Source organism: Streptomyces radicis (genome assembly GCF_003626575.1).
Classification (GTDB): Bacteria; Actinomycetota; Actinomycetes; order Streptomycetales; family Streptomycetaceae; genus Streptomyces; species Streptomyces radicis.
This window is the reverse complement of the sequence record NZ_RBDY01000021.1, coordinates 30250-52124: the sequence shown is the minus strand read 5'-3', so window position 1 is coordinate 52124 and position 21875 is coordinate 30250. Positions and strand designations below refer to the sequence as shown.

Genomic DNA, 21875 nt, shown 5'->3' with positions numbered 1-21875 from the left:
CGGCGGTCGCCTCAGGCGGCCACGTCGAGCCGTGCGCGTTCCCGCCTCCGCGCGCGGGCCCGTTGGATCAGGAGGCCGGCGACCCCGAGCACGAGCACGGAGTAGAGGGTGGCGGCGATCGGGCTCGACACCAGGACCGAGGCGTCGCCCTCGCTGACCGCCAACGCCCGCCGGAACTCCGTCTCGGCGAGGGGGCCGAGGATGACCCCGATGAGCACGGGCGCGACGGGCAGCCCGTAGCGGCGCATGGCGAAGCCGAGCAGGCCGATGGCGAGCACCAGCACGAGGTCCAGGATCTTGCTGCTCGTCGCGTAGATGCCGAGCATCGCGAACACGGATATCCCGGCGTAGAGATAGTGGCTCGGCACCTTCAGGAGCTGGGCCCACAGCGGCGCGAACGGGAGGTTGAGGATCAGCAGCACGACCATGCCGACGAAGAAGCTCGCGAGCAGCGCCCACACCAGCTCGCTGGCCCGGTCGAACAGCAGGGGCCCGGGTTGCAGCCCGTACTGCCGGAACGCGGCGAGCAGCACCGCGGCGGTGGCCGAGGTCGGCAGGCCGAGCGCGAGCAGCGCGCCCATGGCGGTGCCCGCGGTGGCGTTGCCCGCCGCCTCGGGCCCCGCGACGCCCTGGATCGCGCCCTTGCCGAACATGGAGCCCGGCTTCCTCGACGCCAGCCGCCGCTCGGCGCCGTAGGCGAGGAACGTCGGCACCTCGGAGCCGCCGACCGGGATGACGCCGAACGGCACGCCGATCGAGGTGCCGCGCAGCCACGCGGGCAGCGCGAGCCTGAACTCCCTCCGGGTCAGCCAGAGTCTGCCGCTCGACGGGATGAGGGCGTTCTCCTTCTCGGTGCCGCGCCGCGCGGCGACCGCGATGACCTCGCCGAGCGCGAGCAGGCCGACGGTGATGACGACGATGTCGATGCCGTCGAACAGCTCCGGCTGCCCGCCGGTGAAGCGCGACGCCCCCGACATGGCGTCGATGCCGACCAGCGCGATCGCGAGGCCGATCACCAGGGCCGCGAGGCCGCGCAGGAACGACTCGCCCACCACGGCCGAGATCGCGACGAACGCGAAGACCGCGAGCGCCAGGTACTCCTCGGGCCCGAACAGGGTCGCGAGGTCGGCCAGCGAAGGCGCGAAGAAGACGACCAGGATCGAGGACACGATGCCGCCGATGAACGCGCCGATCGCGGAGGTCGCGAGCGCCTGCGCCGCGCGACCCGACTTGGCCATCCGGTGACCCTCGATGGTCCCGGCGATCGCGGTGCTGTTGCCCGGGGTGTTCATCAGGATCCCGGAGATCGAGTCCCCGAACAGGCCGCCGAACAGGACGCCCGCGAACATGATGAACGCGCCGATCGGGTCGAGCGAGAACGTCACGGGCAGCAGCAGCGCCACCGCCATCGCCGAGCCGAGGCCAGGCAGGACGCCGACCGCGGTGCCGAGCAGGGCGCCGACGACCACCCACAGCATGTTCATCGGGGTGAGGACGGTGAGGAAGCCGTCGCCGAGGTTGGACAGTTGATCCATCAGAAGACTCCTGCCAGGACGCCGGGGGGAAGGTTGAGGCCGAGCCCCGCGGAGAAGGCGAGCTGCACGATCGAGGAGATGGCGATCGACAGGAACGTGTCGAACACCGGGCGGCGGCTGCCGAGGGCCCGCGCGACGCCCCAGAACAGCAGGGCGCCCGCGAGCAGCCAGCCGAGCGGCTCGAGCAGCGCGATGAAGACCACGAACGTGCCGACGAGCCCCAGCACGGCGGGCCGGTTGCTGCGGAACATGGTCTCGTCGGCGGCCGCTTTCGCGCCGGTCTCGTCCGCGCCGGTCTCGTCCGCGGTGGCGGGCGCCTCGGCGGGCCGCTCCGCGACCCGTTCGGGCTCGGGGCGGCGCAGCATGTCGGCGCCCAGGAACGCGGCGAGCACGACGCACGCCACCGAGATCACCCCGGGGAAGAGCCGAGGCCCAGGGGAGGCGACGTTGCTCGGCACGTCCATGGTGATCGTCCCGATCGCCAGCGTCACGCCGATGACCAGCAGCAACAGCGGGACGACCAGGCCGGTGCGGCGGCGCAGGAAGGCCGCGGGGCCGGTGCGGGACAGCGTTTCCTGGTCGGTGCTCACAGGCCCAACTCCTCGATGATGGCGTCGACCCTGGCCTGGTCCTCGCGGATGAACGCGCCGAAGTCGTCGCCGGTCAGCACGCTGTCCACCCACCGGTTGCGGCTGAGGGCGTCCTCCCACTCCGGGGTGCGGGTCGCCTCGGTGACGATCGCGATCAGCTCGTCCCGCTCCTCGTCGCTGATCCCCGGCGGGGCGACCACGCCGCGCCAGTTGGGCAGCGCGACATCGATGCCCTGCTCGACGAACGTCGGGGTGTCGATGCCGGGGACCGGCTCGTCGGCCGAGACCGCGAGCGCGCGCAGGTTGCCCGCGTCGATCTGGTCGCGGAAGTCGTTGTAGCCGCTCACCCCCAGCTCGACGGTCCCCGAGAGTAGCGCGGTCATCACCTCGCCGCCCCCCGCGAACGCGATGTAGTTGACCTCGGCCGGGTCGACGTCCGCCTCGCGGGCGGTCAGGCCCGTGAGCAGGTGGTCGGTGCCGCCGAGGCCGCCCCCGCCGATCGCGTGCCCGTGCGGGTCGGCCCGCCAGGCGTCGAGGAAGTCGTCGAGCGTCTCGAAGGGCGAGTCCGCGGGGACGATGAAGACCTCGTAGTCCTCGGCGAGCCGGGCGATCGGCGTGGTGTCGAGCAGGTCGACCCGTGACGCGTTGACCGTGATCGCGCCCTCCATGACCGTGCCGGTCATCATCAGCCGCGTCGGGTCGGCGCCCAGCTCCACGAACTGGCCGAGGCCGATCGTGCCACCGGCCCCTGGGACGTTGACGACCTGGGCGTTGTTGACGATCGAGTTGGCGCGCAGCGCCTGTTGGAGCTCCCGCGAGGCGAGGTCCCAGCCGCCGCCGGCGGCCGCGGGCGCCGTCAGCGTCAGCTTGGATCTCGGCGTGGCGCCCGTGGTGGAGTCGCTGGCGTCCACGGCGGCGAACCCCGCGAGCCCCAGCGTGACCACCACCCCGAGGGCGGCCAGGGCGGGACGTTTCTTGCGCACGGTCACTCCTTTGTGGCATGGCTCGGAAATCTGTGCGACACCGGAGTGTCCGCCTAGTAGATATAGATGACCGCCAGGTGGTATACAACCCTTCGGATCAGATCCTTTGAGCAAAAAGGGGGCGGGATGGTGTCCACGGCGGTCGCGGAAGGGGCCGAGGGTGAGGGCGGTGGCATCAGGGCGGTGAGCAGGGCGTTCCGGGTGCTGCGCGCGTTCACCCCGGAACGCGTGTCGCTCACCCTCGCCGAGCTGGTGCGGGAGACGGGGCTGCCGAGGACGACCGTGCTGCGCCTCGTGGACACCCTGGTCGCCGAGGACCTGCTGGCGTTCGGCCAGGACGGGCAGGTCAGGGTCGGCACCAGCCTGATCGCGTTCGCCGCCTTCGCGGACGCGGCGTGGACGGTCCCGCCCGCCTCCCTCGCGCGGATGCGGGCCCTGGCGGCCGAGACCGGCGAAACGGTGAGCCTCTATGTGCGGGAGGGAACGCGGCGGGTCGTGGTGGGCCAGGCGCCGAGCCCCAACACCCTGCGGCACGTCGTGCGGCCGGGCGACGAGCTGCCCATGTCCGTCGGGTCAGCGGCCTATGTGCTGCTGAGCCTTGAGCCGCCGGCGGAGCTCGACAGGCTGATCGCGCGCATCCACGTGGAGTCGGGCGGCGACGCCGGGGCGATCCGCGCGGGGGTGGCGCGCGCGGCGGCGCAGCGGTGGTGCGTCACCCACGGGGAGCGGGAGGCGGGCAACAGCGGCCTCGCGGTGCCGGTCCCGTTCTCCGACGCCAGGCCCCGCGCCAGGGCGGCGGTGCTCGCGCTCGGCGGCCCCACGGTCCGGTTCACCGACGACAGGATCCCGGGCTTCGTGCACGCCGTCCGCCGCTGCGCCGAGGACATCGCGCGCACCGGCCTCCCGCCCGCGCTCCACTGACCGAGCCGCTCGACCGAACGAGCCGCTCGACCGAACGAGCCGCTCGACCGAACGAGCCGCACCACCGAACGACGAAGGAGAACCCATGCCCACCTACCCGCCGCCGGGCGCGCTCCCCGTGGCCACCGTCTCGGACGCGATGGACCGGTTCGGGGTCGCCGACGGCATACGGCCGCTGTGGCGCGGCGCCGCCCTCTCTGGCCCGGCGTTCACCGTGTGGACGCGGCCAGGGGACAACAAGGGGCTGCACGCGGCCTTCCAGACGATCCGGCGCGGCGAGGTGCTGGTGGTCAACGGCGGCGGCGACGCGACGCGCGCCCTGATCGGCGAGCTCGTGGTGCAGAAGGCGAAGGCGCTCGCGGTCGGCGGCATCGTGCTCGACGGCGCGGCCCGCGACGTCGCCGAGCTGGCGGACCTCGGCGTGCCGGTGTTCGCCCGGGCGGTCACGCCCGCGGGCCCCTGGAAGACCGGGCCCTTCAGGATCGGCGGCCCGATCGCGGTCGGCGGCGTGCCGGTGAGCCCGGGCGACTGGGTGGTCGGCGACGACGACGGCGTGGCGGTCGTTCCCCGCGAGCAGGTCGACCAGGTCATCGGGACCGCGCACGCGCTCGTCGAGGGCGAGGCCGAGCGGCGCGCCGCCAACCAGCGGCTGATTCCCCGTGACTGACCGCCCGCTCGTCTGGATCCCGCGGCCTGTCCACGACGACGCCGTGCGGCGCCTCGCGCGGCACGCCGACGTGCGCCTCGGCTACGGCGCCGAGGCAGCCACGTTCGACGACGTCAGCGACCTGGTCGGGGCGATCCTGCTGCGCACCGAGCGCGTCGACCGGGACATGATGCTCCGCGCCCCCCGCCTGCGGATCGTCGCCCGGCACGGCGTCGGCCTCGACACCGTCGACGTGGCGGCCGCCCGCGAGCTGGGGATCGCCGTCACCACCACGCCCACGGCCAACGCCCGCTCGGTGGCCGAGCACGCCGTCGCGCTGCTGCTCGCCGCGCGCCGCGGCATCGGCGTCGCGGTCCGCAACGAGGGCGACACCCGCGCCGCGATCCACGGCCGCGAGCTCCACGGCGCGACGCTCGGCCTGGTCGGCTTCGGCCGGATCGCCCGCCTGGTCGCGGCCATCGCGACCCATGGCTTCGGCATGCGCGTCCTGGCCCACGACCCCATGCTGCCCGCGGCCGACATCGCCGCCGAGGGCGCCGAACCCCTCGACCTGCCAACGCTGTTGAGCCGCGCCGAGAACGTCAGCCTGCACGTTCCGCTGACCCGGGAGACCCGCGGCCTCATCGGCCTGCCCGAGCTCCTGTCGCTGCCCGCGGGCGCGGTCGTCGTCAACACCGCGCGCGGTGGCGTCCTCGACGAGAACGCCCTGCTCACGGCGGTCCGGCGGGGCCATGTCGCGGGCGCCGGGCTCGATGTCACGGCCGTCGAGCCGCTCCCCGACGACCATCCGCTGCGCGCGGAGCCCACCGTCGTCATCACCCCGCACACCGGAGCCCAGACCGCGCAGGCGCTGCGCCGCATGGCGACCGAGGCCGCCGACCACATCCTGGCCCACCTGGGCGCCGCCGACCCGGGGGCCGCCGGGCCGGGCGCCGCCTGATCAGCGCTTGGGAGGCAGATCGCGTTCGGGGGGGCCGTGGTAGCCCGCGAGAAGGGGCCGGGGCAGCGGCCCCTTGATGCGGGCGCCGCCCTCCGTCTCCTCCCACGCGTGGGCGAGGATGCCGACGCTGCGGGAGAGCACGAACAGGCCGCGCCCCAGCTCGGGGGGAAAGCCCAGCTCGGCGTAGATGATGGCGGTCGCCCCGTCGATGTTCATCGGCACGGGCCGTGACCGGCCATCGGAGAGCGCGGCCTCGAGGGCGAGACCGGCCGCCAGGGCGCGCCCCGGCACCTCGCCCCGCTCGACGGCCTCATGGACCAGCGCGAGCAGGGGGTCGCGGCGCGGGTCGCGCGGGTGGAAGCGGTGCCCGAACCCGGGGACATAGGCCCGGCGTGCACGGAAGTCCGCGACGACCGCGCGGGCCTCCTCGCCCCCGGCCACGCGTTCAAGCACCTCCATGCACTGCTGCCCCGCGCCCCCGTGGACGTCGCCGAGCAGGCCGGTGCCCGTGGCCACCGCGTTGTTCAGGCCGACCCCGCATGTCGCGGCCATCCGGGCGGCGGCGATCGACGGCGCCTGCGGGCCGTGGTCGACCGCCGCGACGAGGGCCGCCTCCAACAGGCGGCCCTGGCCAGGGGACGGCAGCTCGCCGCGCAGCATCAGCCAGATCTGCTCCGCGAACGTGACCCGGCCGATGAGCTGTTCGACCGGATAGCCGCGCAAGGTGATCCGGCCGGGGCGGATCTCGCTCACCGCCGTCGACCACCAGTCGGTGACGCGGCGCTCCTCGATCATCGGCTCGCCGCCTTCGGGGAGATGGACCTCGCTCATACCGCGCCGCTCTCGCGCAGCCCGGCGATCTGCTCCGGCGTGTAGCCGAGGCCGGTGAGGACCGCGTCGGTGTGCTCGCCGAGCAGCGGCGGCGGCGCGGGGGAGGGGACGGGCTCGTCGTCGACCCTGATCGGGCTGCCGAGGACGTTCAACGCCCGGTCCCGCCCGTCGGGGAACGGCAGGCTGTGCACGAACTCCCGTGCGGCGAGGTGCTCGAGCCCGAGCGCCTCGGGGACCGACAGCACGCGGGCCGCCGGGACGCCTGCGTCGGAGAGCACCTCCTCCCACTCGGCGGCCGGCCTGGTGGTGAGCCGCTCCTCGATCTCGGCGCGCAGCGCGTCGCGGTGCCGCTTCCGGTCGGCGGGGTGGGTGAACCGCGGGTCGGACACCAGGTCGTCGCGGCCGATCAGGCGGCACAGCGTGGCGAACTGCTGCTGCCTGTTGGCGGCGATGTTCAGGTGCCCTTCGGCGGTGCGGAACGTGCCGGACGGGGCGGCGGTGAAGTTCTCGTTGCCCATCGGCCGCGGCTCGCGGCCCGTGACGAGGTAGTTGGAGGTCACCCAGCCCATCGCGGTCAGCGCGGACTCGAGCATGGAGACATCGACGAACGCGCCCTCACCGGTGCGTCCGCGCCGGACGAGGGCGGCCGCGACCGCGTAGGCGGCCGCCATGCCGCCGAGCGTGTCGGCGACGGGGAAGCCCGCGCGCAGCGGCGCCGTCTCCCGGGTGCCGGTCACGCTCATCATGCCGCTGAGGCCCTGGATGATCTGGTCGTACGCCGGGCGGTCCCGCAGCGGACCCGTCTGCCCGAAGCCGGAGATGGCGCAGTAGACGAGCGAGGGGTTCTCGGCGCGCAGGGTCTTCCGGCCGAGCCCCAGCCGTTCCATCACGCCAGGGCGGAAGTTCTCCAGCAGGACGTCCGCCTCGCGCACGGCCCGCAGCAGCGCCTCCCGGCCCTCGGGGGCCTTGAGATCGAGGGTGAGGGAGCGCTTGCCCGCGTTCTGGGCCAGGAAGGACGCGCCGAGCAGGTCGTCCCCGAGAGCGCGGTCGGCCCCCAACTGGCGGGCCAGATCGCCGGATCCCGGCATCTCCACCTTGACGACATCGGCGCCGTGCAGCGCGAGCTGGTAGCCGGCGAACGGCCCGGCGAGCACGTTCGTGAGGTCGAGGACCCGGACCCCTTCGAGCAGGGCTGTCGTCATCAGGCGGTGCCTCCGATGCAGTCGAGTGTGGTCAGGGCCCGCGCGGTCGCCAGCAGCGGCGGCACGAACTCCGCGACGGCCTCGTCGGTGAAACGGGTGGTGGGGCCGCCGAGGGCGACCGCCGCGCTCATCCGCCCCGAGCGGTCGAACACCGGGGCCGCGACGCCCGACACGCCGGGCTCGCGCTCGCCGTGGCTGGCGGACCAGCCGTCGTCGGCGGCCCGCCGCGCGCGCTCCCACAGCAGCTCGCCCCAGCCCTCGTGCGGCGCCGCGGCCGCGACCGCCACGACGTCGGCGCGGTCGGCACGGGAGAGCAGGACATGGCTGGCGGCCCCCGACCACAGCGGCATCTCCTCGCCGACGCGAACGACGTGCCTGAGGTTGCGCGTTCCCTCGTGGCGGGCGACGCAGACCCGGGCGTTCCGCTGGCGGACATAGAGGTGCACGGTCTCGCCCCGGCTCGCCTCGCTCAGCTCCTCGAGGCGCCGAAGGGCCTCATCGGGCAGCCGCCAGGTGCGCTGGGCCAGCTCCGCCCAGCGCAACAGCCCCGCTCCCGGCACCAGCTGGCCGTCGCCCCGGCTCCAGAGGAGACCGGCCTGCTCCAGCGTCTGCACCAGCCGCACCACGGTGGTCTTCGGCAGGCCGGTCGCGTCGACCAGCCCGCGCACCGAACGGCTGTGGTGGTCGGCGTCGAACAGGGCCAGCAGATCCACAGCGCGCTGAACGCTGCGGACGCCGCCCGCGTCCACGTCGGGCATGTCCGCCCTCCATCCCCTGGGCCATCGCCACGGCCCGTCCCGGCGCGGCGAACTCACCCACCCATCACACCACCGAACCACGTGACGGTACAAGCGTTCCGCACCGTGGTTTGAGGCACATCGCTCACGGTGCGCGTGCGGGAGAGCATCGTCGTTTATGCAGAGTTATGAAGTGTATCGGTGAATCTTATTGACTCATGAGGAAAGTTGCGTCAAGGTGCGGACGGCCTGATCGGATTCCCTTCGTCCAAGCACGTTCGCCAGTTCGGCATGCAAGGAGTTGAACAACGTGGTTCACATCAGTCGACGTCACGTCCTGGCCTCGGCGGCGGCCGCCGGGGCCACCGCTCTGCTCACGTCCCACCCGGCGGCGGCCGCGCCACAGGAGCGCCGGACAGCGCGGGCCGCCGATCTCAGCGGCCATGACCCGGTCACCGTGCGGTGGTTGGAGGGCGGGGTCCCGGCCGAGCTGGCCGCGGGGACGACCTGGGGGGTGCCGTGGCCGCGCGGGGCGTTCGCGCCGGAGCAGGAGTTCTCGCTGGTCAGCGATGCGGGGGAGGCCGTGCCCGTGCAGTCGTGGCCCATCGGGTGGTGGCCGGACGGCTCGGTGAAGTGGACGGCCCACGCGGTCAGCGGCGCCGACCCGCGCGCCGAGACCTACCGGCTCGAACCCGGCGAGGCCGCGCGGTCCGAGGCGCCCCTGACGGTCGGTACGAGCGGTCGGCGGGTGACCGTGGACACCGGCGTGATCACCGTGACGTTCCGGCGCGACGGCGAGCATCTCGTGGAGTCCGTCAAGCGTGGTGAGACGGTCATCGCCGAGAACGGCCGCCTGGTCGCCTCGCGGCAGGACAAGCCGGGCACGGAGCGGGCCGAGGTGATCAGGAGCGAGTCCTTCACCGGGGTCGTGGACGAGGTGACGCTCGAGCAGGAGGGCCCGGTGCGCGCCGTCGTCAAGGTCGAGGGCAAGCACCGCAAGGGCCGGCGCGCGTGGCTGCCGTTCACCGTCAGGTTCTACCTCTACGCGGGGTCGGACGCGATCCGCGTGGTGCACACGTTCGTCTACGACGGCGATCCGGAGCGGGACTTCGTCAACGGCCTCGGGGTGCGGTTCGACGTGCCGATGCGCGGGGAGCCGCACGACCGGCACGTGCGGTTCGCCGGGCAGGGCGAGGGGGTGCTCGCGGAGGCGGTGCGCGGCATCACGGGCCTGCGGCGTGACCCGGGTGAGGCGGTCAGACAGGCCCAGGTCGCGGGCCGGGCCACGCCCGACCCGGCCACGTGGGACCAGCGCGTCACCACGCGGCTCCCGTACATCCCGGCGTTCGGCGACCACAGCCTGCGCCAGCTCACCGCGAACGGCTTCGAGATCCACAAGCGCACCGGGCGCGGCCACTCCTGGATCCGGGCGGACGGTGGCCGACGGGCCAGGGGCCTGGCGTATGTGGGCTCGCCGACGGGTGGGTTGGCGTTCGGCATGCGGAACTTCTGGCAGCTGCACCCCACCGAGCTGGAGATCACCGGCGCGGCCACCGACACCGCGCAGGCCACGGTGTGGATGTGGTCCCCGCGCGCGAACGCGATGGACCTGCGCTTCTACCACGACGGGCTGGGCCAGGACACCTATGAGGAGCAGCTGGAGGGCCTTGAGATCACCTACGAGGACTACGAGCCGGGGTTCGGCACCCCCTACGGCGTCGCCCGCACCACCGAGTTGACGTTCTGGGCGCTCGAGGCAACGCCCTCGGCCGAACGTTTCTCCGCGCTCGCCGACGCCAACGCCACCCCACCCCTGCTGGCCAGCGGTGTCGAACACAACCACGCGGCCGGGGTGTTCGGCTCCTGGTCCCCGGTGGACCGTTCGAGCGCCGAGAGGGAGGAGCTGGAGGACAACCTCGCCCTCATGCACCGCTACTACGTCGATTCGGTCGACCAGCGCCACTGGTACGGCTTCTGGGACTACGGCGATGTCATGCACAGCTATGACGGCGACCGCCACGCCTGGCGCTACGACATCGGCGGCTACGCGTGGGACAACTCCGAGCTGTCCACCGACCTGTGGCTCTGGTACCACTATCTGCGCACCGGCGAGGCCGACGCGTTCCGGCTGGCCGAGGCGATGACCCGGCACACCGGCGAGGTCGACATGTACCACCTGGGCGAGTGGAAGGGCCTCGGCACCCGGCACGGCGTCATGCACTGGGCCGACAGCGCCAAGCAGGTGCGGATCAGCAACGCGGGATACCGGCGCTTCTACTACTTCCTCACCGCCGACGAGCGGGTCGGCGACGTGCTGCACGAACTGGTCGACGCGGACCGGACGTTCCTGGTGCTCGACCCGGGGCGCAAGTACGCCGAGGAGCCGTTCGACCCCGACCCCGCGGCCCTGCCCGTCGGCAAGTCCACCGACTGGGGCTCGCTGGCCCTGGCCTGGCTGACGGAGTGGGAGCGAGGCGGCGACGAGATCGCCCACACCAAGCTGATCAACGGCGCCACCACCCTGGCCGCGTTGCCCAACGCGTGGGCCCAGGGCGGCAATGTCACCTACAACCTCGAGGACGGCCGCTTCACGGGCCCGTCCGAGCCGAGCGTCAGCATCGGCAGCCTCAGCTCGGTGTTCGGGCTCATGGAGCTGATGACCGAGCTGCTCGACCTGATCGACGACGAGCAGGTCCACGCCCAGTGGATCAGGTTCTGCCGCCTGTACAACTCCACCGCCGCCGAGCAGCGCGAGGAGACCGGCTCCTCCTGGGGCAGCCTCAACCTCCGCCAGGCCTACTCACGCGCCACCGCCTACGCGGCCGTGCGGCTCGAGGACGACGCCCTCGCGGCACGCGCCTGGCAGGAGCTGCGCACCGGCCACGCGGGCTACCCCGAGGACCACGACTTCACCGCCGAACGCGTCGAGGGCCCCGCCGTGCTCAACCCCGTCGACGAGGCCAGCCTCAGCACCAACGCGAGCGCCCAGTACGGCCTCGCCGTCGTCCAGTGCCTCGCCCTCGTCGGCGACCACATCTGACGCGGCGTGGTCGTGCGAAGCGGCGCCACGCGGTGATTCCCGCCGTGGCTCAGGCCCCGGCCGCCGCGCTGGCGCCGCAGGACTGGCGGACGATCAGGCGGGGCTGGAGGTAGATCTGACGCGTGGCCATCGACTCGGTGGCGTCGAGGCGGTCGAGCATCAGCAGGGCCGCCTGCTCGCCGATCTCGTACTTCGGCGGCGCCACGGCGGTGAGCGGCACCTCGGCGAGCGCGGCGATCTCGTTGTCGTAGGCGATCAACGCCAGGTCGTCGGGCGTGCGCAGGCCACGGGCCCGCAGCCGCTGCATCAGCTGGATGGCGTCGTGGTCGGAGTGGATCAGCGCGGCGCGCGTGCCGCTGGCGAGGCAGGCGTCGATGAACGCCTCGTACTGGCGAGCCGCCTCCTGGTGACCGAGCGTGGGGCGGCCGCCGTCCACGATCGGGGCCGACGGGTCGAGCCCGAGCTGGTCCACCGCCGCGCCATACCCCTCACGGATCAGCGGCGCCGTCGGGCTGCCGTTGGTGTAGAGGGCGACTCGGGCATGGCCGAGACCCTTGAGGTGGGCCGCCGCCCCGTACGCGCCCTGCCGGTGGTCCGACGCGACGTACTCGCAGGCCTCGTAGGGGTTCGCGGGCTGCCGCTCCAGCAGCACGAAGGGGACGTCACCCGCCCGCAGCCGGGCGAGCGTCTCGCTCGGCAGGTAGTGGCCGCCGGTCGAGGCGACCAGGAGCCCGGTGGCCCCCGAGGCGCGCAGCTCGTCGATCTGCTGGAGATCGCGGGGCTGCGCGTAGTCCGTCAGGCCGATGACCACGCGGGCGTCGCGCCGTGCGGCGACGGCCCGCACGCCTTCGACGACCTGGGGGTAGTAGTAGGTCGCGGAGGGCACGAGCAGCCCCAACGTGTGCGCGGTGGCCGGGGGCCGGGCGGCGGTCGCGGCGCCGGGGTCGGTCGGGGTGCCGGTCGGGGCCGTGGGCGTCGCCAGGATCGCTCCGCCCCTGACCTTGGTCACGTGCCCGGCGGCGGCCAGCTCCGTGAGGTCCCGCCGGATCGTCTCCCCTGACACTCCGAAACGGGCGGCCAGGTCGGCGATGCGCACGACTCCCGTGGCGCGGAGCTCCCGGAGGAGCAGCTCGTGGCGCTGCGCGACCAACATCTCACTCATCCGTGCACCCCTCCTGGGCAATCACGTTGCATCGTAAGCTCAGTTTGCGTCTCATGACTGACGACCGATGGGTTCCATGGATTGCTGGAACGAAGGTCGCCCTTGTGCCCTCCGGCCGCCCCGCGGCCCGCCCCGCGGCCCTCCGTGCCTCTCATCAGCGGTCCATGCGCCGTCCCCACCCCTGCACCGCCTCGACGGCGCGCACGCGAGGGTGTGTCCTCGTTGATGATCCTAGAAGCGTTCTGACGAACGACGACTGATCATGAATTAAAGCGTGTAGTTGTATTGACTGCCGCACACTCCTAAGTCAAGGTGACGTAGCGCACGCCAGACAAGGAGCCGTCGTGTTTCATCGAAGAAGCCGAATCGTTCGAGGGCTGCTGGCCTTCGGAGCGGCAGCCGCGCTGCTGACCTCGTGTGGCATCACCGGATCGGGAGCCGACGGCCAGGTGACGAGCATCACCTTCTGGTCGTGGACCTCGGGATCCCAGGAGATCGCCGACCGTTTCAACGCCACACACGACGACGTCCAGGTCGTCTTCGAGCAGATCCCCGCGGGCACCGGCGGCGGGTACTCGAAGATCTACAACGCCGTGCGCGCGGGCAAGGCCCCCGACGTGGTGAACGTCGAGTACCCGCAGGTGCCCGCCTTCGTGACGCACCAGGTCATCCAGCCCATCACCTCCTACGGCGTCGAGGACCTCAGCGGCGGCTACCCGGAGTGGGCCTGGAACCAAGTGGCGCTCGGCGATGAGGTCTACGCCGTGCCCAAGGACATGGCGCCCCAGGTGTTCCTCTACCGCGCCGACATCTTCCGGGAACTCGGCCTCGAACCCCCCACGACCTGGGAGGACTTCCGCGAGGCCGCCGAGCGCGTGCGCGCCGATGACCCCGACTCCGTGCTCGCGACCCTGGGCAACACCGACGCCGGCTGATAGCCGGTCTGGCCTGGCAGGCCGGGGCCGACTGGTTCGACACGTCGAGCGGCGCCTGGGCGGTGAACAGCACCGACGAGGCGAGCATCGCGATGGCGCGGTACTGGGACGAGGTCATCACCGAGGGGCTGGTGAACGTGGAGCCGGTGTTCGCCGAGAAGCACATCGCCGACCTCCAGCAGGGCCGTTCGCTCGCGATGATCGCCGCGCCCTGGATGATGGGCAATCTCTCCCGGTTCGTGCCCGAGCTCGCGGGCAGCTGGGGGATCGCCCCGCTGCCGTCCTGGGACGGCGACGCCGCCGCGGGCAACTACGGCGGCTCGACGCTCGCGATCCCCGAGGGCGCCGAACACCCGGACGCCGCCATGGAGTTCGCCCGTTGGGTCGCCACCTCACCCGACGCGGTCGCCGCCGCCGCGCCCGTCAGCACCGGCATGCCGGCCAACGGCGAGCTCTTCGACGTCTGGCAGACCGAGGTCGCGGAGGCCAACCCCTATGTCGAGGGCATGGACCTGCCCGCGGTCGCGCTCGCCGCCGCCGAGACCGTTCCGCCGAACTGGGAGTGGGGGCCGGACATGACCGAGGGATTCGCCCGACTCACGGATGAGATGTCCGCCTCCGTCGGACAGGAGGGCGGCCTGGAGTCCGTCCTGCACCGCTGGCAGGGGGGCACCGTCGACCAACTGCGGATCCGCGGGTTCGACGTCGACGACTGAGCGATCGGCTCGCCGCCCCCGGCCGCGCCACCAGGCCTTCACCGCACGAACCCCAGGGAACGCCATGTCATCCATCACGTCTTCAGGGACGGCGAGAAACAGACAGCGTCGCAACGGTGTCCTGCTCCTCCTCGGCCCCTTCCTCCTGCTCTTCCTCCTCACCTACATCGTGCCGCTCTGCTACGCCCTCGGCCTGAGCTTCTTCCGCGAACAGTTCAGCGGGATCGGCTGGGACGGCCCCCGACTCACCTTCGCCCGGCTCGACAACTACACCCGCGCGCTGACGGACCCGGAGTTCCTCGACGGCGTCGGCCGGGTCCTGCTCTACGGGCTGGTGTATGTCCCGCTGCTGATCGCGCTGGCCATCGCGCTCGCCCTGCTGCTCGACAGCGCCCTGACCTACGGCAGGCGCTTCTTCCAGACGCTGCTTTTCCTGCCACACATCGTCCCAGGCCTGATCGCCGCCATCATCTGGCTCTACCTCTACACCCCGGGCCTGAGCCCCGTCCTCGACGGCTTCGAAGCCCTGGGCTGGGAGATCGACTTCCTCAACGGCGGCGCCGTCCTGTTCTCACTGGTCAACATCGCCGTCTGGGGCGCCCTCGGCTTCAACGTCGTGCTGATCTTCGTCGCCCTCAAGGCCGTGCCCCCCACGATCATCGACGCGGCCCGCATCGACGGGGCGGGCGAACTCCGCATCGCCCTCAGCGTGAAGCTTCCCCAGGTGCTCCCCACCGTGCTCGTGGCCACGCTGTTCACGATCATCGGCGCGCTCCAGCTCTACACCGAGCCGACGATCCTGCGCACCTCGGGTGACAGCCCCATCAGCACCACCTGGACGCCCAACATGCTCGCCTACTCCTCGGCGTTCAACAGCAACGACTACCACTACGCGGCCACGGTCTCCGTGCTGATCGCCCTGCTGGCGGGCGTCCTCTCCTTCCTCGTCACCAGATTCGCCAACAGAAGGGCGCTGCGATGACCGACCTCCTCGACACCGAGCGCCCCGTGCCAAGGCCCGACGCCACCGGCGGAAACGGCTCCGCCCCCCGCCGCGCGACGTCAGGCTCCGCGGTGCCGTGGTGGCTGCGGCGCTCGGCGGTCACATCCCTGACCGGCATCGCCGCCCTCTACACCCTGCTCCCCCTGATCTGGCTGCTGTTCGCCGTCACCAAGACCCTGCCCGAGCTCTACAGCGGCAACGGCTTCTCGCCCTCCGCCGGCTTCCACGTCCTCGACAACGTCCGCGACCTGTTCGCCCAGGACGACGGCCGCTTCGGGCGCTGGATGCTCAACACCGCGATCTACGCGATAGGCGGCGCGCTCATCGCCACCCTGCTGTCCGTCGCGGCGGGCTACGCCTTCGACAAGTTCGCCTTCCGCGGCAAGGAGAAGTGGTACGGGCTGGTCATCGCGGGCGTGCTCATCCCGCACACCGCCATCGTCATCCCGCTCTACCTGATGATGTCCAACCTCCAGCTCACGGACACCATGTGGTCGGTCCTCATCCCCGTCATGGTGAACCCGTTCGGCGTCTACCTGGCGCGCGCCTACTCGTCAGGGGCGATACCCGACGAGCTCCTGGAAGCCGCGAGGATCGACGGCGCGGGGGAGGTCCGCACGTTCTTCTCGGTCGGCCTGCGGATGATGCTGCCCGGAGCGTTGACGATCTTTCTCATCCAGTTCATCGGCATCTGGAACAACTTCTTCCTGCCGATGGTGATGATCACGGACAACGACCTCTTCAGCCTCGGGCAGGGCCTGTTCACCTGGAACTCGGCGACCAGCCAGAACCCCGACTACACGCGCCTCGTCGTCGTGGGCTCCGCGGTGACGACCCTTCCCCTGATCCTCCTGTTCATCCCGCTCCAGCGCTGGTGGCGGGCCGGACTCGCCGAAGGTGGCATCAAATGACGAACGACAGATGGCGGAGCGTCGGCGGCGCGACGCGCTATGCCGCCCTCGTGCTCGGCGAGTTGCGCGCCCAGCGACTCATCCACGCCCGGCTCGTCCGCTGACCGCTCCGCCTCAGAGCCGGTCGGCGGCCCCGCAGGAGGCGCGGACGACCAGGCGCGGCTGGAGGAAGAGCTGGCGGACCGGGACGGCCCCTGGCGCGGGGGAGGCGAGCCGGTCGAGCAGCAGCCTGGCGGCCTCCTCGCCGAGCTCACGCTTGTACGGCGCGACCGCGGTCAGCGGCACATCGGCCAGTGACGCGATCTCGTCCTCGTAGGCGACGAGCGCCAAGTCGTCCGGCACGCCGAGCCCTTGGGCGCGCATGCGCCGCATCAGCTCGATGGCGTCGTGGTCCGAGTGCACGAGCGCGGCCCGCGTGCCGGTGGCCCGGCACTCCGCGAGAAAACGGTCATAGGTCGCCGCTGCCCTCGTGCTGCCGAGGACGGGGCTGCCGCTGTCGACGGCCGGGGACGAGGGGGCGAGCGGCAGCAGGCGGACGGCCGCCTCGTATCCCTCGCGGATCAGCGGGGCGGTGGGGCCGCCGTTGGTGAAGAGGCCCACCTTGTCGTGCCCCAGGTTCACGAGGTGCCGGACGGCGGCGAACGCGCCCTGCCGATGGTCGGACGCCACGAACTCGCTCGGCGCGAAGCCGTCATCGGGCTGGCGTTCCAGCAGGACGAACGGCAGCCCCCTGGCCCGCAGCCGGTCGAGCGCGCCCCGCGGCGGGTGGTGGCCGTCGGCCGAGGCGATCAACAGCCCCGTGGCGCTGGACGCGTTCAGCTCGTCCAGCGCGTCAAGGTCGCGCGTCTGGGCGTAGTCGGTGAGGCTGATGACGACGCGCGCGCCGCGCGTGGCGGCCACCGCCCGCACCCCCGCGACCACACTCGGGTAGTAGTGCGTGGCCGCGGGAACGAGCAGCCCCAGCACCTGCGGGCCGGTCCCCGCGGTCGGCTCCGTGGCCGCCCCCGCCACCCCGGCCACCCCGGCCGACCTCTCGACGGCCTCCGAGGCCGCCAGCACGGCACCACCGCGGACCCGGGTCACCAGCCCCGCGGCCTCCAGGTCCATCAGGTCCCGCCGGATCGTGGCGCGGGAGACCCCGAGCCGGGCGGCGAGCTCGGTGATCTTCAGGACACCGGACGCCTCCAGCTCCTTGACCAACAGCCCATGCCGTTCCGTGGCGAGCATGTCGGTCATGACACCTCCGGTGAACAGATATAAAGCTTTCTCAAGCAATGTAGCGGATTCTGCTCACCCATGGCCCATCGCCCCGTCCCCGCGCGGGGAGACGAGGGATCTCGTCGATCGGCGTGCACAGTCATGCTTGGTTGTGCGATGAGTTGGCCCGGCGGCGTTCAGTCCGGGTAGACGCGGTGGGCGTTGGGCTCGGGTTCGGGGCGGTGGCGTGCGGCCGGTCCCTCGGCGAAGGCGCGCAGCAGGTTGGTGGTGGTGCGGGTGACGAAGGCGCCGGTGGCCCGGTCCATGCCGTGGTTGCGGCCGTTCTCCTCGGTGCCCGCCATCAGGCCCTCGACCCAGCGCATGGTCCCGGCGGCGAAGACTCCCGCGCCGCTGTCGACGGTGTAGTAGGCGGAGTCGTGGTGGCTGTCCTCGCCGTTGCAGCGCAGGGGCGAGTGGGCGATGATCTCCAGCTTGCGCGGGGTGGGCGCCTGGGGTGTCACCCGGTCGTACTCGACGCCGACGAGGTGGTCGAACGCGTCGCCGCGGCGGACGCCGGTGCCCTCGAAGAGCCAGTGGCCCGGGCGGTGGACGACATAGGGCGCGTCGGTCGGGTAGCCCTCGTAGAGCACGCCGGTCAGCGAGGACTCGGGGTCGGCGCCGGGGTCGTGGCGGAAGTCGGTCGTGACCTCGTCGGGCCGGTCGGCGAAGTGCGGGTCGTGGGTGTAGGAGCTCTTGTAGCAGGCGACGCTGCGGCCCGGCCGGTGCTCGGGCTCGCGGTCCGCGGTCTCGAGGCGGATGCGTCGGAAGCACGTGTTGGCGCCCAGGATGGCGACGTTGGTGCCCGCGTCGCGGGCCCGGGTCACGGCTCGGCGCAGCCGGGGTGTCCAGTACTCGTCGTGGCCGAGGACCACCACGGCCGCGGCGTTCTCGAGGACCGCGGGGTCGCGGTCGGCGTCGATGCCGGTCGTGTAGGCCAGCGGGATGTCCAGCTTCTCGGCGAGCGCCACCGCGGCCCGCTCGTACACCAGGAACTTCTCGGCGCCGTTCTTGTCGTAGGGGCGGTTGAAGCTCACCACCGTGGAACGCGCCCGGTAGCCGCCGTCCGGCCCTTCGTAGAGGTTGTATCCGCCCCACAGGTTGTACGCCTGCCAGGTGGCCGCCGCGTGCAGGAGCACGGTGCGGCCCGCGGCCTCCTTCGATCTGACCACCAGGGGGATGTAGCGCTGGTGGCTGTCGTCGGTGTCGAGCCGCAGCAGGTAGGCGCCCTCCTCCCAGCCGTCGGTGCCGAAGCTCATGGTCCTCTTCCAGTCGGCCTCCACCGTGCGGGTGGCCGTGTGCGTCCTGGGCTCGCGCTGGGTGCGGCCGGGAACGCGCTCCGAACGCCACACCAGCCGGGCCTGGGCGCCGTCGTACCAGCCCATCCGGAAGGCCAGCACGCGGAATCCGCGGGCCGTCGTCGAGACCCGCAGCGTCACCTCCTGCCCCGGCCTGACGCTCACCTGGTCGCTGTAGCCCAGGACGGCGTCCTCGGGGCCGCTGTCGTGGATGCGCCAGTCCACGTCGGCCGCGCGGTGCACGCGATCGGCCCGCGGTGATGTGCACGCCGCCGGGAGCACCGTTCCCGCGACGCCCGCGCAGCAGCTCAGGAACAGTCGGCGGCTCGGGCGATGTGCGTGCAGGGGCTCGAGTGAATCCATGGAACCGCACCTCTTCCCGACTCCCCGCTCATCCGCTCATGAAGGGCGCCCGGCCTGAGGCCGCGTCACCCATGCTCACGGCGCCGCACCCGGTCGGCAAACCGGCGGGGTCCGTCGGGGGCGTCAGGCGACGACCGCCGCTTCCCGCTGGACGTCGAACGCCTGCTCGCACCGTTGCACCAGGGCGCGCAGTGCCGGGCCCTGAGCGTGCGACCATGTGAGCGCGAGCACCGCGGGAAGGTCGGCGCCCGCCAGGGGGAGCGCCGTCAGGGCGGGGGCCACGCCCGCCATGGACGCGCTGAGCACCGCCACCCCCAGACCCCGGCGCGCGAGGTCGACGATCGCCGAAGGGGCGCTTGCCTGGATCGCCACGAGCGCCTTCCGCCCGCGGTCGGCGAACGCGAGATCGAGAACGGTGCGGATGCCGGTACCGTGCGGCATGCAGATGAGCGGGCGGTCCGCCAGATCGTCGACCGTGACCGAGCCGACCGCCGCGAGCGGATCGTCAGGGGGGACGAGGGCGACCAGCCCCTCGCTGACGATCGTGAGCGACTCCAGGTCGGGGGGCGCCGCCACCGGAACCCCCACCAGCGCGAGGTCGAGTCGCCCCTCCCGCACCCGGGCGACGAGCTCGTCGGAGCTCCCCTCGGACACGGACAGCTCGACCCCTGGATGCGCCTGGTGGAACGCGGCCAGCGCGTCGAACAGCGCCGTGACCGTGCATCCGGAGACCATGCCGACCTTCAACCGGCCGCGGATGAGGCCGGTCACCTCACCGACGGCCTCCGTCGTCGCCCGCGCGGCGGCCAGGGCGGCCCTGGCGTGCACGAGTGCGGCCTCGCCCGCGACCGTGAGCGTCGCCACCCGGGTGGAACGGTCGAACAGCCGGGCCCCGACCTCGCGTTCGAGCTGGCGGATCTGCGCGCTGATGCCCGACTGCGTGATGTGCACGCGCTCTGCCGCCCGCGTGAAGTTCGCCTCCTCGGCGACCGCGACGAAGTATTCCAACTGGCGAAGTTCCATGAGCTCAGCTTCTCATGGCCATCAGAAGCATCTGTTGGACTTCTGGTGGGGCGTGCTCAAGGGTGAAGGGGTCAGCACACCGAATCCCGGACGAGGGGCACGACCCACATGACCGAGCGCGAGAAGGCACGGACGCCCGAAGACCTCACCCGCCTGTTCGTCGAACGATCCAACGCGGGCGACGCGGAGGGCGTTGCCGCGCTGTATGAAGAGGACGCGGTGCTCGCCTACCCGCCGGGGCGGACCACCGTCGGCCGCGCCGCCATCCAGGAGCTGTGGGCGAAGGTGCTCGCCTCCGGCGCGAGGTTCGAGCCCGAGCCCCCGCTGCCGACTCTCGTCAGCGGCGACCTTGCCCTGACGTCCACGCCGCCGAGGGACGCCGCCGGAGCCCGCGCCCAGGTGGTCAGGCGCCAGCCCGGCGGAGGCTGGCTCCGGGTCATCGACCAGCCGGAGTTCCGCCGCCCGTGATCAGGCGTGCCCCGAGGCCGGGTCACGTCGACGCTTGTTCGCCTGGTCGAATGCCGTTCCTCCCCTCGAACAGAAAGTAGAAGGGGCGGGGGGAAGCTGTCAATGGGGGGCGGCGGGTCCGAGCGCCCGCCGCCCCCCATGGCGCGCGTCCCGAAGATCAAGGGACGCGACTCTTGACTCTCCTGGGCAACGTGGGTGTAACTTCTGCCCCACCCCGCACTCTTTAACGATAAAGCGGCAGCGGGAGAGGAGGGCGACGACATGGTGTGTGCACGAGGGGCCGCGAACTCACCGCGTGGATTCACGCAGCTCAAGGCGGGCGGGCAGCATGATGTGCCTGCGCGGCGCGGCGCCGTCATCGGCGGCGTCGGGGCGGATCCGCTCCTGCAACAGCGCCATGACCGTGTCGGCCATGATGTCGTTCCCCGGCTCGACCGACGACAGACGCGGCGTCAGGAACCCCGTCTCCTTGCCGTTGTCGAAGCCGATGACCTGCACGTCATCCGGCACGCGCAACCCCAGGTCGGCCAGGGCGCGCAGCGCTCCGAGCGCCGCCGCGTCGGTGAGCGCGAACGCGCCGTCGAACGGCACGCCCGACTCGTGCAGGCGCATCAGGCCCCGGTAGCCCTCCTCCATGGTGAACGCCTCGAGCGGCACCGCGAGCCGCTCGTCGACCTCGGCGCCCAACTCCGCGTGCGCCTGCCGGTAGCCGCGGGTGCGCAGCGTCGGCATGTTGTCCACCTCGTCGTCGTGGTGCCCGCCGATGACCGCGATGCGCCGCGACCCGGTGCTGAGCAGGTGCCGGGTGGCCAGCAGGGCGCCGCCGACGTTGTCCATCATCACGTGGTCGAACGTCGTGGGCACCGGGCGCTCGCCGATGAAGATCACCGGGGTGTCGAAGGTCGGTCCCTCCAGATCGGCGGCCTCCACCTGGATGAGGCTCATGATCACGCCGTCGTACATGCTCAGCCGCCCGAGGGAGAGGGCCTCGAGCTCGCGCTCCCTGCGGCCGGCGGTGTGCACGAGGGCCAGATGGTGGCCGCGCCCTTCCATTCTCCTGGAGAGCCGGTCGGCGAGCTGCGCGTAGTAGACGCCGTCGAGGTCGGGGACGATCAGCCCCACGGTGCCGGTGCGGCCCGCGCGCAGGTGCCTCGCCGCCAGGTTGACCTGGTAGCCGAGCTTGGCCACGGCGTCGAGCACGCGACGCCGGGTGGCGGCGCTCACGCCCGGTCGCCCGTTGATCACGTTCGACACGGTCATCGCTGACACGCCGGCTTCGCGAGCCACCTCGATCAT

The 21875-nt window shown here is 72.1% G+C and carries 20 protein-coding genes; 9 read left to right on the top strand and 11 right to left on the bottom strand.

Going from position 1 to position 21875, the window contains the following annotated elements; translation table 11 throughout:
- Positions 1–11: 11 nt before the first annotated feature.
- From D7318_RS23030 to D7318_RS23020, 3 genes are read right to left on the bottom strand one after another with little or no spacing between them, the layout of a single operon-like run.
- Positions 12–1535 carry a tripartite tricarboxylate transporter permease gene (locus D7318_RS23030; protein ID WP_120699087.1) on the bottom strand — a complete coding sequence of 508 codons (1524 nt, stop codon included), beginning with the start codon at positions 1533–1535 and terminating at the stop codon, positions 12–14.
- Positions 1535–2125, bottom strand: a complete 591-nt coding sequence (locus D7318_RS23025; protein ID WP_230423985.1) for a tripartite tricarboxylate transporter TctB family protein — start codon at positions 2123–2125, stop codon at positions 1535–1537. Before D7318_RS23025 ends, D7318_RS23030 begins: the two co-directional genes overlap by 1 nt.
- Positions 2122–3108 (bottom strand): Bug family tripartite tricarboxylate transporter substrate binding protein, encoded by a 987-nt coding sequence (locus D7318_RS23020; protein WP_120699086.1) that lies wholly within the window; start codon positions 3106–3108, stop codon positions 2122–2124. Before D7318_RS23020 ends, D7318_RS23025 begins: the two co-directional genes overlap by 4 nt.
- 126 nt (positions 3109–3234) lie before the next feature.
- Here D7318_RS23020 and D7318_RS23015 point away from each other — a divergent pair, with 126 nt between their 5' ends.
- The 3 genes from D7318_RS23015 to D7318_RS23005 all read left to right on the top strand — a co-directional run bounded on the left by D7318_RS23015 (position 3235) and on the right by D7318_RS23005 (position 5636).
- Complete coding sequence (locus D7318_RS23015) at positions 3235–4029, top strand: IclR family transcriptional regulator (protein WP_120699085.1); 795 nt, start codon at positions 3235–3237, stop codon at positions 4027–4029.
- 85 nt (positions 4030–4114) lie between these two features.
- The gene (locus D7318_RS23010) at positions 4115–4696 is read left to right on the top strand and encodes an RraA family protein (RefSeq protein WP_120699084.1); all 582 of its coding nucleotides are present in this window, start codon (positions 4115–4117) and stop codon (positions 4694–4696) included.
- A complete protein-coding gene (locus D7318_RS23005; protein WP_120699083.1) occupies positions 4689–5636 on the top strand; it encodes a hydroxyacid dehydrogenase in 948 nt (315 codons plus the stop codon). The genes D7318_RS23010 and D7318_RS23005 overlap by 8 nt, the downstream gene beginning before the upstream one ends.
- On the opposite strand, the gene D7318_RS23000 is transcribed toward D7318_RS23005, so the two are convergent.
- Genes D7318_RS23000 through D7318_RS22990 form a run of 3 tightly spaced genes read right to left on the bottom strand, consistent with a single transcriptional unit; the run spans position 5637 to position 8427 of the window.
- Positions 5637–6467 carry a citryl-CoA lyase gene (locus D7318_RS23000; RefSeq protein WP_183091573.1) on the bottom strand — a complete coding sequence of 277 codons (831 nt, stop codon included), beginning with the start codon at positions 6465–6467 and terminating at the stop codon, positions 5637–5639.
- Positions 6464–7669, bottom strand: a complete 1206-nt coding sequence (locus tag D7318_RS22995) for a CaiB/BaiF CoA transferase family protein (protein ID WP_120699082.1) — start codon at positions 7667–7669, stop codon at positions 6464–6466. The genes D7318_RS23000 and D7318_RS22995 overlap by 4 nt, the downstream gene beginning before the upstream one ends.
- On the bottom strand, positions 7669–8427 hold the full coding sequence (locus D7318_RS22990; RefSeq protein WP_120699081.1) for an IclR family transcriptional regulator: 759 nt from the start codon (positions 8425–8427) through the stop codon (positions 7669–7671). The genes D7318_RS22995 and D7318_RS22990 overlap by 1 nt, the downstream gene beginning before the upstream one ends.
- Positions 8428–8716: 289 nt before the next feature.
- Between D7318_RS22990 and D7318_RS22985 the strand changes: the two genes are divergently transcribed.
- Positions 8717–11446, top strand: coding sequence for an exo-rhamnogalacturonan lyase family protein (locus D7318_RS22985; RefSeq protein WP_120699080.1), 2730 nt, complete (start codon positions 8717–8719; stop codon positions 11444–11446).
- A gap of 49 nt (positions 11447–11495) precedes the next feature.
- Here the strand turns inward: D7318_RS22985 and D7318_RS22980 are convergent, their stop codons facing one another.
- Entirely contained in the window at positions 11496–12608 is a 1113-nt protein-coding gene (locus tag D7318_RS22980) for a substrate-binding domain-containing protein (RefSeq protein ID WP_230423984.1), read from the bottom strand.
- A 449-nt stretch (positions 12609–13057) separates the two neighbouring features.
- Between D7318_RS22980 and D7318_RS34645 the strand changes: the two genes are divergently transcribed.
- The 4 genes from D7318_RS34645 (at position 13058) to D7318_RS22960 (ending at position 16173) form a co-directional block, all read left to right on the top strand.
- Positions 13058–13543 (top strand): ABC transporter substrate-binding protein, encoded by a 486-nt coding sequence (locus D7318_RS34645; RefSeq protein ID WP_183091574.1) that lies wholly within the window; start codon positions 13058–13060, stop codon positions 13541–13543.
- Positions 13540–14259: an extracellular solute-binding protein gene (locus D7318_RS34640; protein ID WP_120699077.1), complete on the top strand. Its 720-nt coding sequence runs from the start codon at positions 13540–13542 to the stop codon at positions 14257–14259. Before D7318_RS34645 ends, D7318_RS34640 begins: the two co-directional genes overlap by 4 nt.
- A 64-nt stretch (positions 14260–14323) precedes the next feature.
- Positions 14324–15241, top strand: a complete 918-nt coding sequence (locus D7318_RS22965; RefSeq protein ID WP_120699076.1) for a carbohydrate ABC transporter permease — start codon at positions 14324–14326, stop codon at positions 15239–15241.
- Complete coding sequence (locus tag D7318_RS22960; protein WP_120699075.1) at positions 15238–16173, top strand: carbohydrate ABC transporter permease; 936 nt, start codon at positions 15238–15240, stop codon at positions 16171–16173. The genes D7318_RS22965 and D7318_RS22960 overlap by 4 nt, the downstream gene beginning before the upstream one ends.
- 114 nt (positions 16174–16287) lie before the next feature.
- Here D7318_RS22960 and D7318_RS22955 read toward each other — a convergent pair whose 3' ends face one another.
- The 3 genes from D7318_RS22955 to D7318_RS22945 all read right to left on the bottom strand — a co-directional run bounded on the left by D7318_RS22955 (position 16288) and on the right by D7318_RS22945 (position 20111).
- Positions 16288–17409, bottom strand: a complete 1122-nt coding sequence (locus D7318_RS22955; protein ID WP_120699074.1) for a LacI family DNA-binding transcriptional regulator — start codon at positions 17407–17409, stop codon at positions 16288–16290.
- Positions 17410–17567: 158 nt separating this feature from the next.
- Positions 17568–19088 carry a N,N-dimethylformamidase beta subunit family domain-containing protein gene (locus tag D7318_RS22950; RefSeq protein WP_230423983.1) on the bottom strand — a complete coding sequence of 507 codons (1521 nt, stop codon included), beginning with the start codon at positions 19086–19088 and terminating at the stop codon, positions 17568–17570.
- A gap of 123 nt (positions 19089–19211) precedes the next feature.
- On the bottom strand, positions 19212–20111 hold the full coding sequence (locus tag D7318_RS22945) for a LysR family transcriptional regulator (protein ID WP_120699073.1): 900 nt from the start codon (positions 20109–20111) through the stop codon (positions 19212–19214).
- 108 nt (positions 20112–20219) lie between these two features.
- Between D7318_RS22945 and D7318_RS22940 the strand changes: the two genes are divergently transcribed.
- Entirely contained in the window at positions 20220–20579 is a 360-nt protein-coding gene (locus tag D7318_RS22940; RefSeq protein ID WP_120699072.1) for a YybH family protein, read from the top strand.
- 288 nt (positions 20580–20867) lie between these two features.
- On the opposite strand, the gene D7318_RS32450 is transcribed toward D7318_RS22940, so the two are convergent.
- Positions 20868–21875, bottom strand: coding sequence for a LacI family DNA-binding transcriptional regulator (locus D7318_RS32450; protein ID WP_268987359.1), 1008 nt, complete (start codon positions 21873–21875; stop codon positions 20868–20870).

What these genes read in the sequence shown, in the direction of transcription:
- D7318_RS22965 (WP_120699076.1), top strand. Translation starts at nt 14,324, where the DNA reads ATGTCATCCATCACGTCTTCAGGGACGGCGAGAAACAGACAGCGTCGC.
- D7318_RS22980 (WP_230423984.1), bottom strand. Translation starts at nt 12,608, where the DNA reads ATGAGTGAGATGTTGGTCGCGCAGCGCCACGAGCTGCTCCTCCGGGAG.
- D7318_RS23010 (WP_120699084.1), top strand. Translation starts at nt 4,115, where the DNA reads ATGCCCACCTACCCGCCGCCGGGCGCGCTCCCCGTGGCCACCGTCTCG.
- D7318_RS22945 (WP_120699073.1), bottom strand. Translation starts at nt 20,111, where the DNA reads ATGGAACTTCGCCAGTTGGAATACTTCGTCGCGGTCGCCGAGGAGGCG.
- D7318_RS23030 (WP_120699087.1), bottom strand. Translation starts at nt 1,535, where the DNA reads ATGGATCAACTGTCCAACCTCGGCGACGGCTTCCTCACCGTCCTCACC.
- D7318_RS32450 (WP_268987359.1), bottom strand. Translation starts at nt 21,875, where the DNA reads ATGATCGAGGTGGCTCGCGAAGCCGGCGTGTCAGCGATGACCGTGTCG.
- D7318_RS22990 (WP_120699081.1), bottom strand. Translation starts at nt 8,427, where the DNA reads ATGCCCGACGTGGACGCGGGCGGCGTCCGCAGCGTTCAGCGCGCTGTG.
- D7318_RS22940 (WP_120699072.1), top strand. Translation starts at nt 20,220, where the DNA reads ATGACCGAGCGCGAGAAGGCACGGACGCCCGAAGACCTCACCCGCCTG.
- D7318_RS22960 (WP_120699075.1), top strand. Translation starts at nt 15,238, where the DNA reads ATGACCGACCTCCTCGACACCGAGCGCCCCGTGCCAAGGCCCGACGCC.
- D7318_RS22995 (WP_120699082.1), bottom strand. Translation starts at nt 7,669, where the DNA reads ATGACGACAGCCCTGCTCGAAGGGGTCCGGGTCCTCGACCTCACGAAC.
- D7318_RS23000 (WP_183091573.1), bottom strand. Translation starts at nt 6,467, where the DNA reads ATGAGCGAGGTCCATCTCCCCGAAGGCGGCGAGCCGATGATCGAGGAG.
- D7318_RS22955 (WP_120699074.1), bottom strand. Translation starts at nt 17,409, where the DNA reads ATGACCGACATGCTCGCCACGGAACGGCATGGGCTGTTGGTCAAGGAG.
- D7318_RS22950 (WP_230423983.1), bottom strand. Translation starts at nt 19,088, where the DNA reads ATGGATTCACTCGAGCCCCTGCACGCACATCGCCCGAGCCGCCGACTG.
- D7318_RS23015 (WP_120699085.1), top strand. Translation starts at nt 3,235, where the DNA reads ATGGTGTCCACGGCGGTCGCGGAAGGGGCCGAGGGTGAGGGCGGTGGC.